This is a genomic window from Pseudoalteromonas sp. M58 (assembly GCF_042604605.1).
GTDB classification, from domain to species: Bacteria; Pseudomonadota; Gammaproteobacteria; order Enterobacterales; family Alteromonadaceae; genus Pseudoalteromonas; species Pseudoalteromonas tetraodonis.
The window spans coordinates 25,038-42,359 of the sequence record NZ_CP152391.1; the positions used below are offsets into that span (position 1 = coordinate 25,038).

The 17,322-nt window shown below is 41.6% G+C and carries 14 protein-coding genes; 6 read left to right on the plus strand and 8 right to left on the minus strand.

The genetic code is table 11. From position 1 onward, the window contains the following. Nucleotides 1-17: 17 nt before the first annotated feature. The 3 genes from AAGD16_RS15505 to AAGD16_RS15515 all read right to left on the minus strand — a co-directional run bounded on the left by AAGD16_RS15505 (nucleotide 18) and on the right by AAGD16_RS15515 (nucleotide 5,170). A complete protein-coding gene (locus AAGD16_RS15505; RefSeq protein ID WP_377114909.1) occupies nucleotides 18-3,170 on the minus strand; it encodes a DUF3427 domain-containing protein in 3,153 nt (1,050 codons plus the stop codon). A 634-nt stretch (nucleotides 3,171-3,804) separates the two neighbouring features. Further along, nucleotides 3,805-4,155, minus strand: coding sequence for a hypothetical protein (locus AAGD16_RS15510; protein WP_377114912.1), 351 nt, complete (start codon nucleotides 4,153-4,155; stop codon nucleotides 3,805-3,807). Nucleotides 4,156-4,309: 154 nt separating this feature from the next. Then, nucleotides 4,310-5,170 (minus strand): LysR family transcriptional regulator, encoded by an 861-nt coding sequence (locus AAGD16_RS15515; protein ID WP_377114915.1) that lies wholly within the window; start codon nucleotides 5,168-5,170, stop codon nucleotides 4,310-4,312. An 81-nt stretch (nucleotides 5,171-5,251) separates the two neighbouring features. Here AAGD16_RS15515 and AAGD16_RS15520 point away from each other — a divergent pair, with 81 nt between their 5' ends. The 4 genes from AAGD16_RS15520 (at nucleotide 5,252) to AAGD16_RS15535 (ending at nucleotide 7,758) form a co-directional block, all read left to right on the plus strand. Beyond that, nucleotides 5,252-5,473, plus strand: a complete 222-nt coding sequence (locus AAGD16_RS15520) for a DUF2798 domain-containing protein (RefSeq protein ID WP_377114918.1) — start codon at nucleotides 5,252-5,254, stop codon at nucleotides 5,471-5,473. Further along, nucleotides 5,470-5,760 carry a putative quinol monooxygenase gene (locus AAGD16_RS15525; protein WP_377114921.1) on the plus strand — a complete coding sequence of 97 codons (291 nt, stop codon included), beginning with the start codon at nucleotides 5,470-5,472 and terminating at the stop codon, nucleotides 5,758-5,760. Before AAGD16_RS15520 ends, AAGD16_RS15525 begins: the two co-directional genes overlap by 4 nt. Nucleotides 5,761-6,263: 503 nt before the next feature. Beyond that, on the plus strand, nucleotides 6,264-6,563 hold the full coding sequence (locus AAGD16_RS15530) for a multiprotein-bridging factor 1 family protein (protein ID WP_377114924.1): 300 nt from the start codon (nucleotides 6,264-6,266) through the stop codon (nucleotides 6,561-6,563). Next, nucleotides 6,553-7,758 (plus strand): type II toxin-antitoxin system HipA family toxin, encoded by a 1,206-nt coding sequence (locus AAGD16_RS15535; protein ID WP_377114927.1) that lies wholly within the window; start codon nucleotides 6,553-6,555, stop codon nucleotides 7,756-7,758. Before AAGD16_RS15530 ends, AAGD16_RS15535 begins: the two co-directional genes overlap by 11 nt. Before the next feature lie 571 nt (nucleotides 7,759-8,329). Here the strand turns inward: AAGD16_RS15535 and AAGD16_RS15540 are convergent. From AAGD16_RS15540 to dgt, 3 genes are all read right to left on the minus strand, one after another. After that, nucleotides 8,330-9,178 carry a substrate-binding periplasmic protein gene (locus AAGD16_RS15540; protein ID WP_377114930.1) on the minus strand — a complete coding sequence of 283 codons (849 nt, stop codon included), beginning with the start codon at nucleotides 9,176-9,178 and terminating at the stop codon, nucleotides 8,330-8,332. A 161-nt stretch (nucleotides 9,179-9,339) separates the two neighbouring features. Continuing rightward, nucleotides 9,340-10,821: a hypothetical protein gene (locus AAGD16_RS15545; RefSeq protein WP_377114932.1), complete on the minus strand. Its 1,482-nt coding sequence runs from the start codon at nucleotides 10,819-10,821 to the stop codon at nucleotides 9,340-9,342. Nucleotides 10,822-11,213: 392 nt separating this feature from the next. Next, nucleotides 11,214-12,677: a dGTPase gene (gene dgt, locus AAGD16_RS15550; protein WP_016899096.1), complete on the minus strand. Its 1,464-nt coding sequence runs from the start codon at nucleotides 12,675-12,677 to the stop codon at nucleotides 11,214-11,216. 150 nt (nucleotides 12,678-12,827) lie between these two features. Here dgt and AAGD16_RS15555 point away from each other — a divergent pair, with 150 nt between their 5' ends. Further along, complete coding sequence (locus tag AAGD16_RS15555) at nucleotides 12,828-14,048, plus strand: alkaline phosphatase family protein (RefSeq protein ID WP_377114935.1); 1,221 nt, start codon at nucleotides 12,828-12,830, stop codon at nucleotides 14,046-14,048. 119 nt (nucleotides 14,049-14,167) lie between these two features. Here the strand turns inward: AAGD16_RS15555 and AAGD16_RS15560 are convergent, their stop codons facing one another. Both AAGD16_RS15560 and AAGD16_RS15565 read right to left on the minus strand, forming a co-directional pair. Beyond that, on the minus strand, nucleotides 14,168-14,911 hold the full coding sequence (locus AAGD16_RS15560) for a zinc-dependent metalloprotease family protein (RefSeq protein WP_024602595.1): 744 nt from the start codon (nucleotides 14,909-14,911) through the stop codon (nucleotides 14,168-14,170). Nucleotides 14,912-14,983: 72 nt separating this feature from the next. Next, entirely contained in the window at nucleotides 14,984-15,697 is a 714-nt protein-coding gene (locus tag AAGD16_RS15565) for a hypothetical protein (RefSeq protein WP_377114939.1), read from the minus strand. Between the two features lie 369 nt (nucleotides 15,698-16,066). On the opposite strand from AAGD16_RS15565, the gene AAGD16_RS15570 reads away from it, so the two are divergent. Beyond that, nucleotides 16,067-17,224, plus strand: a complete 1,158-nt coding sequence (locus AAGD16_RS15570) for a benzoate/H(+) symporter BenE family transporter (protein ID WP_128583680.1) — start codon at nucleotides 16,067-16,069, stop codon at nucleotides 17,222-17,224. The last annotated feature ends 98 nt before the right edge of the window (nucleotides 17,225-17,322 follow it).

The following is a 17,322-nucleotide window of genomic DNA, read 5'->3' on the forward strand; positions in this document are numbered from 1 at the left end:
TCCTTAGTTTAAAATTATCACCCAACCGCTAATTTCCCTGCCTCATGCCACATTTCACTTGGCATGGGGTTGGTTAATTCCCACGTTATATTCATCGGCTGGCTGCCGTTGTGGTTTTGGTATTTAACCTCGCCATAGTTTACAAACCCCATGGTTCGGCCGTTTTCGTCTTTGCCTTGTTCGCGCACAAATAACAGGATGGTTTTGCCTGTTTTTTGGTGCTTTATATAACTAAGGCCACGGCCGTGTTCTGGGCGGGCGCTGTTTTGCGTTTGCCAATGAAACAGGGTGGGGCTAATTGCATAGTCGTGATATAGCGTAGTGGGCGAGTAGGTTTTTTCGCACTTGTTGAGTGTTACAAATAACAGTTCTAGGTTTTGGTCGTTAAATACAAGAACACCCTCACGAGCTGATGACTTTTGCTCAAACGTGTGAGCGCCAAATGCTGCGAGTATTTGTTGGCGTGTGTAGCGGCTGTGTAATTTTATTGCGTAGTTTGGTAAGCAAGTTAAATCGCTTTCTTGCTGGTGAATGCGGTTTATTAAAAGCGCAATCACTTGCGCAAGTTCCTGTTGTAGTTCTTTGTGTTTAAGTGCCTGTAAGCTATGTTTAAGGGTTTTAAACCCTAAACTCGTACCTTTGGCATCCCAAAAGTTATAATGCGCCATAAGCGCGTACTGTTGGTTTTGCGCTGTTGGCGTAAAACTAAAGTCGTTGTTACATAAATCACGTAAAAAGCATAAGTAACTGAGCGAGTCGCAGCCGAGTAATTGGGTGTTGATTGCGCGATAATACGCGGCGTAAATATCGGCTTGCTCGGCAGGGATTTCATCGCCTTTTAACCAGTGCCAGCCGCCGAGCTTTTTATCTTTTGGTTTGTATATATCTTCAAGCGTGACTTGTGGGTTTATGCGTAAAAAATTACTTAGCGTTAGCGTGTCATTGGTATGTTGCGAATAGCTATTTATCAGCTGCTGTAAACGGCGTTTAGTGTTTATGGCTTGCTGAATGTTTTTTAGAATTGTTTGTTGTGTACGTTTTTGCAGCTCAATACGGCAACCCAGCGGTAAATGTGGGAAGTTGTTTTCGATCTCGGTTTTAATTGGTTGATTACTTTTACCAATTAATGCGCGGAACTTACTGGCAAAGTCGTATTCTGGGCGGGCATTACCGACAAAGTCGAGTACGGTACAGCATTGCTTTTGACTGTTGTCGGACAGTCGCAAACCACGGCCGAGTTGCTGTAAAAACAGCGTTAGGCTTTCCGTTGGGCGTAAAAATAACAGGGTATCAACCTCTGGAATATCGACCCCTTCGTTAAAAATATCAACCACGCAAAGTATTTGTATTTCGCCTTGGCGCAGCGCTTGTTGTTTGGCCGCGCGTTCATTGGTGTTTTTACTGGTCAGCACATCGGCGTTTATGCCTGCTAAGTTAAACTTAGATGCCATAAACTCTGCGTGTTTTTGGCTTACGCAAAATGCCAGCGCTTTTATATCGTGAACATTAGTCACTATATCAGCAAGACTGGATATAATTTTGTTAGCGCGGCTGTTCTCCCCTGTATAAAGGTTACTTAATTCGCTTATATCGTAACGGCCACCACGCCATGTTATTTGGCTTAGGTCGGTGTCATCATCTACTCCAAAGTATTGAAACGGGCATAAGTGGCGTTGGTTTATTGCCTCTGGCAAGCGAATTTCAGCGGCTATTACCCCACAAAAATCATCGAGTATATTTGCGCCATCTTGTCGCTCTGGTGTAGCAGTTAAGCCAAGTAATATTGTGGGCGTAAAGTGATTTAATATAGCGCGATAACTTGCAGCGCTTACGTGATGGACTTCGTCTATTACTATGAAGTCGTAGTAATCACTTGTTAAGTTGAGCGATTCAATTTGGCTGTTTAATGTTTGGATAGACGCAAATAATTGGTTGTAGCGCTGTGGTTTGTAGTTACCTACCCACAGCTCACCAAAGTCGTTATTTTTAAGCACGCCACGATAAGCGCTTTGCGCTTGTTTAAGTATTTCTTCACGGTGGGCTACAAACAAAAAGTGGGCGTTTGGGTTTTTATCGTAAACGGTTTTAAAGTCGAACGCCGATATTATTGTTTTACCCGTGCCCGTTGCGGCAACCACTAAATTTTTAAAGCGATCATGAACGCTACGCTCAACGCTTAGTTTTTCTAAAATAGCGAGCTGATGGGTTTTTGGTGTTATATCAAAATAAAACTGGCTGCTTGCTTGGCCAACACCGCGTTGTTCCTTGAGTGAATTAATGAGCTTTTCTTTACATTCAGCTTTGCCTGTAAATAGCTCGAAATCTGGCGATTGCCAATAGGTTTCGAAGGTACTTTTGGTTTTAGCTATGATGTGTGGTATTTCTTGAGCGGTAATTTTTAAGTTCCACTCAAGGCCGCTGGTAAGCGCCGAATGCGACAAATTAGACGAGCCAATATAACCGGTATGAAAACCTGTATTACGCATAAACAAGTATGACTTTGCATGTAAGCGCTCTTGCTGATTGTTGTAACTAAGCTTTACCTCGGTATTTGGCAGGCTTGCTAAAAACTCAACCGCTTTAGCATCCGTTGCACCCATGTACGAGGTGGTAATTACTTTGAGTTTATTGCCGCTTTTAGTAAACGCTTCAAGCTCATTTTTAAATATGCGCAGACCCGTCCATTTTATAAATGATACAAGCCAGTAAATAGTGTCGGACGATTTAATCTCGCGTTTTAGCTCGGTTTCGAGCGATATCCCCGCATTTGCGCCGCTGAATAATTCGCTTTGGGTAAGCCCTGTTAACGGGAATATATCGTGTGAGTAATCTTTAAGATTTGCAGCAATGGGGTTTTGGGTATTAAACAGTGCAGTAAGAATACGGCCTTGGCTGTCGATAAGGTTTTCGTTGATCAGCTCGTCATCGCGAATATGATCTTTAAGCCAAAGCACAAGGCTGTTTGCGAGGTTAATTTGCTCTTGCAAACGCTCGCTTGAATTAGGGATTGCATCAATTGCATGTTCAACAAGTTTACCTAAAAAGCGCGAAAGCCATGTTGCCGCTTCAGCCGATTCTAGTTGGCGTTCGCCCACATAAAATTGGTCACGATTTAAGTTCTGCTCAATTACTTGTGTAATTAACTGCTCGTAAATACCAATTTGTTGCATTAAATCGCTCCCTGTTTGCGAGCATTTAGTTTACTAAAAAATGCAATGTAAACAAGCATTAACTCATTTTTGAATTAAAGACCGCTGCCAAGACAATTTCCCCGTGATCACACCCGAAATTAAATTAATGATGAGTAATAACAGCGCATGGATGCGCGTTAAGCTGTGACTTCGCCATGGACGGCGAATACACAGCATTTACGTTCATATCATTAATTTAAATTGAGAAAATAGTGTGATCCTCGGGGCGCCGTGGGGTTCCAAGGGGCGGTCGGCGGTATCTGCCCCTTGGTTGCCGTCGCCAACGCGACATTTATAAATAAAGGCATCGAGCTTCGAGCGCTTTTCGCGTTAGCAAGCTTAACGCCTTCGGTAAAATTTAAAGGGAGCTGTTAAGTCAACTCCCCCGTGATCACACCCGAAATTGAATTAATGATGAGTAATAGCAGCGCATGGATGCGCGTTAAGTGATGCTTACACACGGACGTGTTTCATCGCGTTTACGTTCATATCATTAACTTAAATTGAGGAAGCAGTGTGATCCTCGGGGCGCCGAGTGATTCCAAAGAGAAGTCGGCGGTTACTTCTCTTTGGTTGCCGTCGCCAACGCGACATCTACAAATAATTTGTAGGCCTAGTAAAAAAAAGCCTCTAAAATCATCATAGAAAATATACTCAACAAAAAGCCTGTAATAGAGATAAGGTGCAAGAAAGCTAAAAACTTGTCTATTGGTCTTGCATACTTTGCAACATGGCTGCCATCAAATAGTGGTGTTGGTTTTCGTGCTCTTTTACAAAAAATAGCCATAGCGTAAAATGGCGCACTTGCCCCGATTCCTTTATCCCAGCTTGGTGAGCTAATTCCATCTTGTATCATTTTATTATCAATGTATTTAATTGAAACACGGGGGAATAAAACAGCCATTATCATAAGATAAAAAAAGAAAAAGATGCTGCTGTATAATAGTATTTCTAATATAGGCATTAGAAAACTTCTTTTGTTAGAGGTTGTCTATCGTATATATTTTCAAAAGTCTTTTTCATAAATTTATTCATTTTTATACTTGCTGTAAAATCAAGCCGGGTAGAAACTTAAACCGACAACACAAAAGCTGCACGCCTACAGCATAAATAATCCCTTAACCTAACTTAATAATATCACCCTGTAAGCATGGCGTTTGCTCAATTACGCCCTGTATTAAAGTAATTAACTGACTTGCCGTTTTACTTGGCTGGCGTGTGTTATGCCATAGGGCATAAATAGGCCTGTTTGCAAAAGCAGGCTGAAATTCAATATAGTCAAAAGCTTGTTTGTTAGTAATACAACTAATTTCACTCATAGGTAATAAACCAACCCCATTTCCTTCTTCAACCATTTTTCGGGCTATTGTTATATCAAAGCAATAACTTATATCGCTGTAGAGTTCTGTTAGTTTGTTAAGCATGCCTGTTGGTAACTGAGTTTGAGTGTAAGGTAAAATTAGGCGAGTTTGCGGTGCACTTTTTTTACTGACCAGCTTAACTGCAATAGCGCCTAAGCGTTTTTGATAATAACTTGAGTCTTGTTGTTGACCAATGCGAATAGCGAGGTCAAAGCGTTGTTGGCTCAACTGACTATTGGCATTACTCGGTGATATGTGAAAATTGAGCGAAGGATTATCTTTTATAAATGTATTTAGCGCAGGCATAAGCAGATCTGCAATGATGTTCTGTGGGCATAATAAATAAAAAGTATTGCTGCTATTGCTATCACAATTAAGAGCAGTTATTTGATTATTAAGCGCTAACATTGAATCTGCAAGCGATGTATAGAGCTGATCTCCTTTTGCTGTTAGCACGATTCCTCGTGCTGTACGTTGCAATAATGGCTCTGTTAATTTGGTTTCCAGTGCTTGAATACGTCGCGATAGCGTCGATAAATTTAAGCCTAAATCTTTTGCCGTTTGGCTCATACTTTTACGCCTAGCTACCTCTATAAATAAATGAATGTCATCAAGCATTTCTGTTTCTCAATCTTAGTTTGCATTTTTGTGAGTATGGAGGCTCCAAGCTTTTGAATATAGTAACGCCAAGGAGGAAAGATGAAAATTCATTTTATATTTACATTGGCATTTTCGTTCATGATGTCGTTTTTACTATCTGCATGGGTGACCTACGTTAATTTAGGTTTAAGCGATACCTTTGTGCAAAGTTGGCTAACTGCATTCATTAATGCCTGGCCTGCGGCTTTTTTAGTGGCCTTTACCGTAGCACCGCCAATTCGTGCTGTGGTTATTAAATTAATTAATAAGGATGAAAGATGATTAATATAGTGGCAAAAATAACACCTCAAGCTTCATTATTTGATGACTGTAAAGGGCGTTTACAGCAAATTTTAAAGCCTACACAGGCTGAGGTTGGCTGTATTCGATTTGAGCTATACAGCAATAGTGAGCAAACATGCTTGTTTTTAGTCGAACAATTTACGTCGCAAGCTGCTTTGGATACGCATTATTCACAGCCTTACGTAAAAAAGGTGTTTGCATTTTATGAAACAGCGTTAGCAAAACCGGTAGAAGTAAATAAATTAGTCGCGATTGAGCAAGTTTAATTTATCGTGTGTACTTCATTGGAGTGGGGAGTGTGAGCCTCGGGGCGGTCGGCACTCGCTAACGCGACATTTATAAATAAAGGTGACGAGTATCGAGTGGCGGGAATCGGGCTTTGAGCTTTTCGCGTCATCAAGCTTAACGCCTACGGTGGGAATAGGTAAAAGATTTTAGGTTAAAGGCGCTAGGGCCTAGTCTGAATTTATAGCCCGTCGCTCGCTGCTCGAAACCCGCTGTCTTCTCTTTGTGCATATATGGTTTTAAGTGATTTATTCACAAAGAGGTTATGAAGCGCTGCGCTGAAGAGGTAATGCAAAAGGGACTAGGCACTATAAGCTCGCTGCTCGAAGCTCGAAGCTCGAAGCTCGAAGCTCGAAGCTCGAAGCTCGAAGCTCGAAGCTCGAAGCTCGAAACTCATTTCGTATCTATTTAAATAATATTGCAATCATATTAAATACCGCTAAACTAATCATTAGTATATTAATGACCGATTAGGTAGTCATTTATGAGATCTGAACAAGCATTAAAACTGGCGCGTCGATTGGGTGATTTAATTCGCCAGCATCGTACTTTACTTTATACCCAGAGCACGTTCGCTAAGATGATTGGTGTATCTCGCTCCACGATACAAAAGCTTGAGCAAGGGGAGGTAGTAAAAAGCGATATATTGTTTGAAGCCCTTGTTGTTCTTCAATTGCAAGGCTCATTGCTGGATGAAATTAACGAGCTTGCCGCAGATGTGGGCGGTTATAATGCAAGACAGCGTAAAAGCAATAAAACTCAGGTGATTAACGATGACTTCTGAAGCTTATGTATTTATTGACGGTTTAGAAGACAGCCCCATAATTTGTGGTTTTTTTAAGTTAAATACACAAACAGGCCGAGGTGAGTTTAATTATGGTAAAAGTTACCTTGCGCGCTCTGATGCGTTTGCGCTCGATCCGCTGCATTTACCATTACAGCCTGGCATAGTTAGTTATTCTGCCAATAAAGGTGTGTTTGGGGTGTTAAGTGATGCGGGAGCTGATTCGTGGGGGCGTAAGCTTATACTGTCGCTACATAATACCAAACCAAAAAATGAGCTAGAATTTTTACTCGCAGGGTCTGGGTATGGTGTTGGCGCCTTGGTATTTAGTTTGTCGCGCAGCGCATCAAAACATAAAGCGAATAAAAATACATTAGCCGATTTAGCTTTGTTAGATCAAGCAAAGGACGATTTGCTCGCCAATAAAACGATTTCACAAGAAGCAAAAAAAGCCTTTGAATTTGGCCAAAGTATGGGGGGAGCAAGACCTAAAACCTCTGTGAAAATTGACCAAAAACTTTATTTGGCAAAGTTTAATCGTCAAGACGATTTGTTTAATTTAGCTAGGGCTGAGCATGGCGCTATGTGTATGGCTAATGAATTGGGGATTCGCACTGCAAATACCCGTATTCATGAAACAGAAAATGGTGATGTTCTGTTAGTTGAACGTTTTGATGTAAGCGATGACTTACCAACTCATCACTTTTTAAGCGCCAATAGCTTATTACAAAAACCAAAAGTCGCGATAAGCGACTTAGCAACATACTATAGCTACGGTGAATTGGCTGAATTTATTCGCCACCACACAGGTGAGTTCGCTGCTGATGCTACAGAGCTCTACAAGCGAATGGTATTTAACGTATTTATTGGTAATACTGATGATCACAGCCGAAATCATGCATTTTTGTATCACTTTGCTGGCCAAACGTGGCGTATGAGCCCCGCTTATGATATCACCCCTATTAATAACTCAAAGCAGCATGGCATAGGGCTTGGTGATGATGGCCGATATGCTAGTATCGATAATTTACTGTCGCAAGCCAAACGCTTTGGCCTCAACAAGGCTCAAGCAACAAAAATAATTACAGAGGTTGAGAGCTATACTCGCCAGTGGCCAACGCACTTTAAACGTTTTGCTAATATCAGTGATATTGACATAAAACGCTTAGAAAGCGTAATACCTTCTATAAGTTAAAGGCTAATAAAGCAGTCATTATTGGTTTAATGACTGATTAAGTAGTCATTTATTAATTGGCGCTTATATGAACCTCAAAGCGGGAATGAGAAGGCAGCGGGCTTCGAGCGGCGAGGCGCGGGTAAAATGCAAAAGCCTATAAATACGCGATATAAAATTGCTGCTACAGAATAATATTTGGCTTTTTTATTTCCTCTAAAAGCGCAGCGTCTCATAATCTTTTTGTGAATAAATTACTTAAAAATTATTTGAACACAAAGAAGACAACGGGCTTCGAGCGACGAGGTGCGGGTAAAATGCAAAAGCCTATAAATACGCGATATAAAATTGCTGCTACAGAATAATATTTGGCTTTTTTATTTCCTCTAAAAGCGCAGCGTCTCATAGCCTCTTTGTGAATAAATCACTTAAAACATGTTTGAACACAGAGAAGCGAATGAGAAAGCTGCGGGCTTCGAGTGACGAGCAGCGAGCTTGTGCAAACACTAGAACCTAAAACCTAAAACCTAGCTCGTAGCCCGAAACCCGCGTTCCAAACATAAAGCGCGCTGCATAAAGCCCTGCCTACAGGTTAGTCGGCCAGGGCGCTATTTGTGGGTTGATAAGCGCCATTATCTAACGCATCAAAGTAGGCTTGATAACGGCCGTTTTGTTTAAATTTAAGTAATTGCTGGTTAAATATTTCAAGCCGCTGTTCACTGAGTGGGTTATTTTTAGGGAACATCATAAAGCTTTGGTTTACCAACAATGCTTTGGGGTGGTGATTAATAGCGCTGAATAGGTCAGGTAATTTACTCGCTAATGTGAAATAGCCTACGCTTTGCTCTTCGGCAAAGGCGTCGATTCTGTCCATAGCTAAGCGTTTAAAGTTTTGCTCTGTGGTACTTACTCGCGACATATCGAATAAGCCTTCATCGGCTGCTTTATCAAAGTCTTTGCCGTAACTGTAGGCAAGCCCACCACCGAGTAATAAGCCTTTTAAATCGTTTAGATTTTGCCAATCAAAAGGGCGTTGTTTATGATAAAAAAATACAAAACGCTCGTTTAGCACTGGCTCACTGTAAAAATAATCCTCAGTACGTTGTTGTTCAAACATCCATACGGCAGTGGCTGCGTATTTATCATTAATGGTGTCGTGGTAAGCACGTGGCCACGGTAAAAAGGTAAAGTTAACTTTAATGTTAGCTTGTGCAAATATATCGGTAATTAAATGCGCAACCACGCCTTTGTGAGGCAGCGATTCGCTTAAAAAAGGCGGCCATTCGCCTGTACTTATATTTAAAGTAGCATGGTGATTAGGCGCTTTGCTTGAGGGTTGTATTGCTTCAATTGCGTGCGTGTAATGACTGGTAAAAGCCATCAGCAAAAAAGATGCGATATAAATACGGTATCTTAATTTAGCTGATAACATAACATGCATGTGTATAAGTCTCTCCTTCTATTAAATATACCCTTTTTGGATATAAAGCGGCTTTGAGCGTTGCTTAAAAAACAGGCTATTTTAAAGGCGTTAACTGAATGTAGGCTTAAGGGCTATACCGTCGCTTTACAGACTTATTTTAAGATTTTTATGTTACCGCGTTATTCTTTTGTTTGCATGTTTTTTGCGCGTTCTTCTGCATCGATGAGTGCTTGTGATTTAGGCGCGCGTTTTTTTTCTTCTATTTTTGGTTTTTGTGGTGAATTTGGATCCCAGCTTTCATCAAGCGATAAATTAGCAAATGGATTGCTGCTTTGTGGTGAGTTATCGGGCTTACTTGGCTCTTCAGGGGCAACCTTTACTTGCTCAGGCATTACTTTTATTTTTTTAGTTGGTAGTGGCGCGTCGGGATCGAAAGTGCGTACTTCTGGCTCTTTAAAGTCGTGTTCAGTGGTTGAGCTTAATGATGAACGCTGCGTTTTTGCAGGATGGAAATCAGCTTGTGGCTGATGGGGTACAATGGGTTCAGGTGCGCTGTGTGAAGGCTTTATAGGCGCTTCTTGTTGTACCTTTTTGATTGGCTGATTTATAGGATTACGCTGAATTTTGGTTTGTTTGGCTTCGGGGTCAAAATCTCTTACTTGTGGCTCGGCAAACTCTGTTGCATTTTTTATCCGCTCTAAGGTTGCTTTAGCAGCTGCTTCAAACTCTGCCGTGTTAGGCTCCGGCTTTATTTTCACGGTATTAACTCGACTAGAATCAGGCTCTTTACCCTTGCTTTCGACAGCTGAGTTTTGCAGATCAGAGCCAGTCACCATCGGCTCAGTAACAACACTGTGAGTTTGATCATTGTCGTGACTTAGGGGCATTTGCAATGGTATGCCAGTATCAGCCGCTTGTTTATTTTGCTTAATATTGCGCAGGCGCATTAATACCACAACCGTAATTACCACAATTAACAATAGTGCCACACTTGGTAATACTAGCGAGATTATATTAGCCCCTTTGGGCATTGAAGAGGCAATAACGGCTGTTTGCTCGCTGGCTTTTATAGTGATAGGTACGGCGGTTTGTGCAGGCTCAACGGTGGCTTTTTTTACCTCTGGTTGCGTATTTTCCTCAGTGTTTGATAATTCACTGGCCGGTATTTTGCCGGGCTGTGCATTTTTTTCAGAAGCGCCGCTTTGTTCAGCCGCTGCTGTTACATTGACTTGTGACTCACCAGGTGCTGTTGTGGTTGATGCTACTGGGGCATTTCTTTTAGCTTGCTCTATAGTTTGAGTGGCGCTTTGTTCGATTACATTATTTTGGGGTCCAGTTGCACTTTGCTCAGTTGCAGCGTCTGGAAACGTTGGCTGTAAAGTGGGTTCTGTTTGTTGTGGTTTTACAACCTCCGGGGTCGATTGTTCAATAACCGGCTGCGGTTTAGGCTTTGGTACTGGCAAAGTGCGTGCCGCTTGCGGATCACTGCAGTTTTTTTCAAAGTCTCGCGCAGCATTACGGTATTTACGGCTGGCTTTATTATTGCTGTGTTGCTGCATTTCTTGTTTTATAAGAATACACATAGCTTCGTTATAAGCGGCACTGCTGGCACTATATAACAAAGCAAAACAAAAAAGTAAGCAACTCAGTAACGGTTTCATAAAACTCAAAAGTGGTTAAGCATCAATGCCCTAATCTTAAGCGTAAAGTGAAAAATTATCTAGAAGCGCCTAGCGTTAATTAGGGTCTGTTGACCTTTGCGGATTACAATTTGTTCAAACTAGGGGCGGTTTAATCGCGGCGCGAGGTTTGTAACCTAGTGGGCTAAGTAAAAACCGAGCAAAGCTTCTGCGTCCTGCTCACGCCCCTTACCTACATCCATGTAGGCAACAAAGAGTAAATCGCCCCTAGGCAGAACCCGAAGGGCAGCGCCTGTTTGGCATTGATGCTGCGTTATCGCCTATTTATGGGGAAAAACCACACCACATAGGCTCTGCCTTGCCTAAATACCAAACAGACTGCTGAAAATTTAACCTTGAAAGGTCAACAGACCCTAGTCAATTACCATTAAGCTTCGGTACTCGTCGTAAGCAAATTGGTCGGTCATACCGCTAATGTAGTCTTGAATTAACCGACAGCGATAATAAAATTCATAGGCGGCAAAATGATCGGGCTCTTCTTGCATCGCATTTATGGCATGCTGATAGCTACTTAAATGCTTTTTAGAGAGCTTTTTAACGAGTCTCGATTCTATTAATAAGCGGTTGTCGCCATGCAATGCACGTTTAAAGTCATCGCTACTCAAAAGCAGCAAAGGTTTATAACAATCGAGTAGGCCATTAATAATACGGTAGCCTTGCAGTTCGAGCTTTTCGACTTCTTTGTGCGAAAATACATGTTCAAGCGCGACTTGTTTGAGCGCTTGGGTTGCTGCATGCAGGTAGCTGCGATCTTCTAATAATGCATGGTTAAAGTCGCCATGATAAATTGGCTCTATGTTTTCAATAAAGCGTTTTGCGGCATGGTTTACTAGCGGGTGCAGTAATGACACGCGTAAATAAATAAAAAACTCACTATTAAAATTAAAGGGCTGTGCTTGTGCTCGTTCTATGGCGTAGTTTATGGCGTCGTCCACAAAGCTTTGGTGTTGGGTGTCGTTAAGGGCTAAGTTAATTAGCGCTTTTTGATACTGCTTTTTTAGTTGCTCGCATAATAACTGTGTGGTGATAATGTCTTTTTCTACGGCGTCTTCTATGTCGGCAAGGCAATAAGAAATATCGTCAGCGGCTTCCATAATATAACTGGCAGGGTGACGGCAATAGGGCTCCATTTTCAGCTCAGTTTGCAGTGCTTCAACAAAGCTTTTTTCACTGTAGTAATACCCCACTTTTTTCATAATGTAGTTTTTATTTTGAGGAATATCTTGCTTCGCTAAACTTGCTGGACGGGTGTATTTTAAAATAGCGGCAGTTTGGCTATAGGTTAAATTTAGGCTCAGCAAAGAGTGAATAATGCGTATGCCTTGAGCGTTGCCTTCAAAGCTGCAAATATCTTGGGCTAAATGTTTAAAAATAACGCCAATGCTGCTGTTTGTGGTTTGGCAACGCTCTGGCGTAATGCTGGCTAAATTAGCATTAAACCAATTATTAATAGCCGCTTCGCCAAAGTGACCAAACGGCGGGTTACCTATATCGTGCATTAGGCAGGCCATTTCTACTAGGGTTTCTAGTGGGCGCTCTAAACCCGATAAACCATATTCTTTTTGTTGCTGGTAATTTAAATTGGCAAAGATGCGCTGCACAATAAAGCGGCCAACTTGCTGAACTTCTAATGAGTGAGTTAGGCGCGAACGCACAGCCGCGTTGCGCTCCAGCGGAAATACTTGGGTTTTTTGTTGCAGCCGACGAATGGCTGCACTATTAATAATTCGGCCACGATCGCTCTCAAGCGCCATTTGTAAATTGGCAGTGGTGCGCTGCATACGTGCAGGGGTTACTTTGCTACTGAAGTTGATCATGGTAATCCTTTTTTATGTGAATTAAGCACTTTTTAAACGCACGATTATTTATTTTTAATAGTTTGCTTTAATTTATCAGCATGTATCATAAAGTAACAACTTGCTTTAGTATTATTTTTTATAAAATTAACATACATCTAGGTATTTAAAATGAAGTTGTGGATCACTAAGGTAATGTGTTTTTGCCTTTTATTGGGTGTGAATAGTGCGTTTGCCGCTAAAGAGCAAACGGTTGTTATGATCTCTATTGATGGCTTGCGTTGGGATTACATTGAAAAGCACGGTGCGCCTAATTTAAAAGCAATGGGTGAGCAAGGCGTAAGAGCGCAAAAAATGCAGCCTGTTTATCCTACTAAAACGTTTCCAAATCATATTTCGGTGATCACCGGTTTACTGCCAGTTAACCATGGCATTGTAGATAATAAGTTTTGTGACAAAGCGCGCAATAATGAATGCTACAGCATGGGGAAAGGACAAAAAGACAGTACCTGGGTACGCGGCACGCCACTGTGGAATTTAGTTAAAATGCATGGGCTTAAATCGGCGGTATACTTTTGGCCTGAGTCGGATGCGCGCTTTAATGGTATGACGCCTGACTATTATTTTCATTACTCTAAACAAGGTGACTACCAAGACCGAATTGATCAAATCATTCAATGGTTAAGCTTACCTAAAGCACAGCGCCCACGTTTTGTGGCGAGTTATTTTTCGTTAGTCGATAGCATGGGGCATGAATATGGCCCTGATGCGGTGCAAACGCGTGATGCCGTTAAACAGCTAGATGCGCTGATGGGGCAATTAAAAACCCGCTTGAGTAAGTTAGAGCAAGAGGTAAATCTGGTGATTGTGTCTGATCATGGTATGGCACAAGTTGAGCCTGAGCAGAGCATTGTTGTGAGCAGCTTACCTAAAGATGATAATTTTATGGTTGTTAATACCGGTCCTCGATTACTCATTTATACTAAAAGCGATGCTAAAAATGCAGATGTAGAGGCTTATAAAGCCCGTTTACAACATGCAGCAAAAGGACGCTACACGGTACTAACAGAGGAGCAGCTTGCAGGATATCACTATAATAAAGGCACTCGTGTGGGCGATATTGTGGTACAAACGACAGCGCCTGCGGTATTTAGCAGTAGTGCTAAAGTGCCTTACTTAGGAACGCATGGCTATGCCTATACCGATGATATGGCAGCGACATTTATTGCTACCGGGCCGGCGTTTAAAAAAGGGGTGAGCATTGAGCGAGTGAATAATTTAGATATTTACCCTGTGCTTGCTAAGGTGATGGGTTTAAAGCTAATGAGTAAAGTGGATAGCGATGGTAAAACCTTACTCACTGCCATACAACAGAAAATGATTAATCATTAAAAAAGAGCGCCGAGGCGCTCCGCAAGGGAAACTTAATTGGTTAGCATGGGTAATTTACCCATGCTGATATTGTTATTTAAGCTGAATTTTGAGAATACATTTATTATTCAGCATTGAGCTTATTTAAAGTTAGCGATACTGGTTTTTGTGTCGGTAACGGTACGAATGGCGTACGACTGATTGGTCACCCCAAATGGAATACCGTTTACGCTCCAGTTAGGGTTTGAGAAATAGTCGTACTGCGTTGCACTGCCAAATACAAATGGGTAGGCCATAATACTGGCAAATTCATTTTGTACACCGTGCCCCATACCATCAACGTATACACCACCGGCTGTATCGCCTTGCTTACGTGAATGCGCTAAACCTTGGTTATGACCAAGCTCATGAACAAAGGTTGTGGCTCCACAATCGATTGCGGTGATTGAGTACATGCGACTGCTCATTGAGCTGTATAAATTACCATTTGTGCCTTGTCCAACCCATGCTAAGCCACATGAAATTAAACCGTTACCTGCACTTTGGCCTGTACCGAGTACGGCAACCATGTCGGCTTTCCAATCATTGCGTAAACCATCTACGTAACTACTATTTGTGACGGCATTTAACCAATCTTCAGAAGGGGTTACTGCATAGTCACCTAAATTTTGAGTCCCAACTAAACGTAGCGTAATGTCAACGCCATTTTGGCTGTATACCTGGTTACTAAAAGCAATAAGCTGATTAATTTTGGTATTGATATTACTGGTAGCTGCTGCAGATTGATCGGTATATAAAATACCAATATCAATGGTTTCTGCTGACACTGTGCTGGCCGCACATAGCGCCGTTGCAATAGCGGCTGTTGAAATTACTTTTTTCATTGTTGTATTTCCTTACTTTTTACGATTGCAGTGTTTACTGCTAGGTCTTGTTGCCTGCGTTGACAGGTTTGTTTAAAAAGAGGGCGTGTTTTCAGCACGAGGTGCAAATGGGTCTATGTCATCCGCATTTTTTGGTGCAGGTTCACCAACCTGATGCTCTATATGTGTTTTATATAGGTCACGCTTAGCTGCAATCCAGCCATATTGACCTTTACTTTCAAAAACATAATTACCACTTGGGGCTGTAAATTGACCGTAAACCGCATCATTGCCAACGGTTAATATGGTGGTGTGCATTGCGCCATTGGCCCCAATAACCTGACCAACAATGCTTTTATCGCCGTTACTGGCATGGGTAACATTGGTTATTTCAGCGCTGTAGGTTTCTGCGGTTTGTGGTATTGCAAGGTCAAAATTATCACCCGTTTTGAGGGTTTTTAGCGCCGCTAGATCAAATTCTATGTAGGCTTCATTTTGTAAATCGGTTGGCAGTACTTTTGCCGCTTTAAGTATTTCTTTAGCCTTTGCTGAAGGTTTATTAATTGCGTCAAATGAGTTTGAAGGTACGTTTGATTCAATGTTAGCGGGTTTTGCTGCAATAGGGTCTTTACTCATATCAATGGGCGATGGGTTATGTGTTTTTTTTGCAAACTCAGAATCAACAGGAACGATATCAATAGCAATGGGCGCTTCTACCTCATCGGTTTTTTTCTGATCATTAAGCAGCGTATACAAGGCAAATACAGACAAAGGAATAGCGATAGTTAAAACAATGTAACGTTTCATCTGTTTCTCTTTTAGGTTAAATGGTGAACTAATTGTTAAGTTTTATCTTAAAAAAAGAATTAGATCAAATTTAAATTGTAATCATAAAGTGGTAATTGCTTTTTTTATAACTTATTGTAAGTATTTGCTTTACCTTTTTTAGGTATACCTTTTTGGTTTAATAGGATGGCTTTTTTGTAGTAATGGCGCACCCTGTGGCATGTTTTTGGGTACGTGTGTGTTTTTTAAATCACACCGATTTTGACAAGTAAAACTGACCAATAAAATTTTTTAGTAACGTGATCATTTTTCATTATTCAAAGGGCTAATTGCAAAGTATAAATAGGCAAAGTATGTTGTATCGTTAAACACCTATTAAAAGAGGGAATTATGGCAGGGACTGATCAGTTACTTAGTCGAATTATGGCAGGACTTGTTGCGGTCATTATTGGTTTTTCAAGTTCTATTGCATTGATTTATCAAGTGGTGATCACCTTAGGTGGTACACCTGAACTTGTGGCAAGCTGGATATTAATGCTGGGGCTAGTAATGGGCGGTACGTCTATTGTGCTGTCGTTTTATTATAAGGTGCCCATTTTAATTGCATGGTCGACTACCGGTGCAGCATTACTGATCTCAAGTGCCCAGGGCTACAGTTTACATGAAGCGATAGGCGCATTTATGCTATCAGCCTTATTGGTGCTGGTGTCTGGCATTACCGGTTGGTTTGAAAAAATCATGAACCGTATTCCCAGTGAACTGGCCTGTGCTATGTTAGCGGGGGTATTAGTCACATTTGGTATTGATGTGTTTAACTTTATGAACGACTTGCCATTAGTGATTTGTTTAATGGTGGTGGTGTACTTTATTGGCAAGCGCTTTTTTGCTCGGTTTGCAATGCTAAGTGTATTGTTAGCGGGTATATTTTTAGCCTGGTATATGGGAAATATCGATACTAGCACCGTGCATTGGCAGGCAAGCAGCTTTGCTTATATTGCACCAAACTTTAGTTTGCAGGCATTTATAAGTATTAGTATTCCTTTGTATATAGTAACTATGACTTCACAAAACTTACCTGGGTTTGCAATTTTAAAAGCGCATAACTATAAAGCGCCAATATCATCGTCATTAACTGTGACCGGGTTAATAAATTTAGTAACCGCGCCATTTGGCACTTATTCAATTAATTTAGCGGCCATTACGGCTGCTATTTGTATGAGCGAAGAGGCCGATAAAAACCCCGATAAACGCTACTGGGCGAGTATTGCTGGTGGGGTGTTTTACATTATTATGGCGCTGTGTGCCGCAATGTTAGTGGCGATTGTAGCAAGCCTGCCGCAGGCACTGGTATTGGCGTTAGCGGGTATTGCACTGTTTGGCACCATCGCTAATAGTTTGCAGCAATCTTTGCACAGCCCCGAATATACTGAGGCGGCCATTATTACCTTTTTAGTTACGGCTTCTGATTTAACATTATGGTCAGTCGGCTCTGCATGCTGGGGGATAATAGCAGGGGCACTCACGTTAATGGTGACACGTAAGAGCTAAGAGCAGATTTTAGGTGTTAGGTGCGGGGATCGGGTGTCGAGCAACGGGTTTGGTACTGTGCGCGCGAGGTAAACTCACGCCTACAGTCGATCACCGCA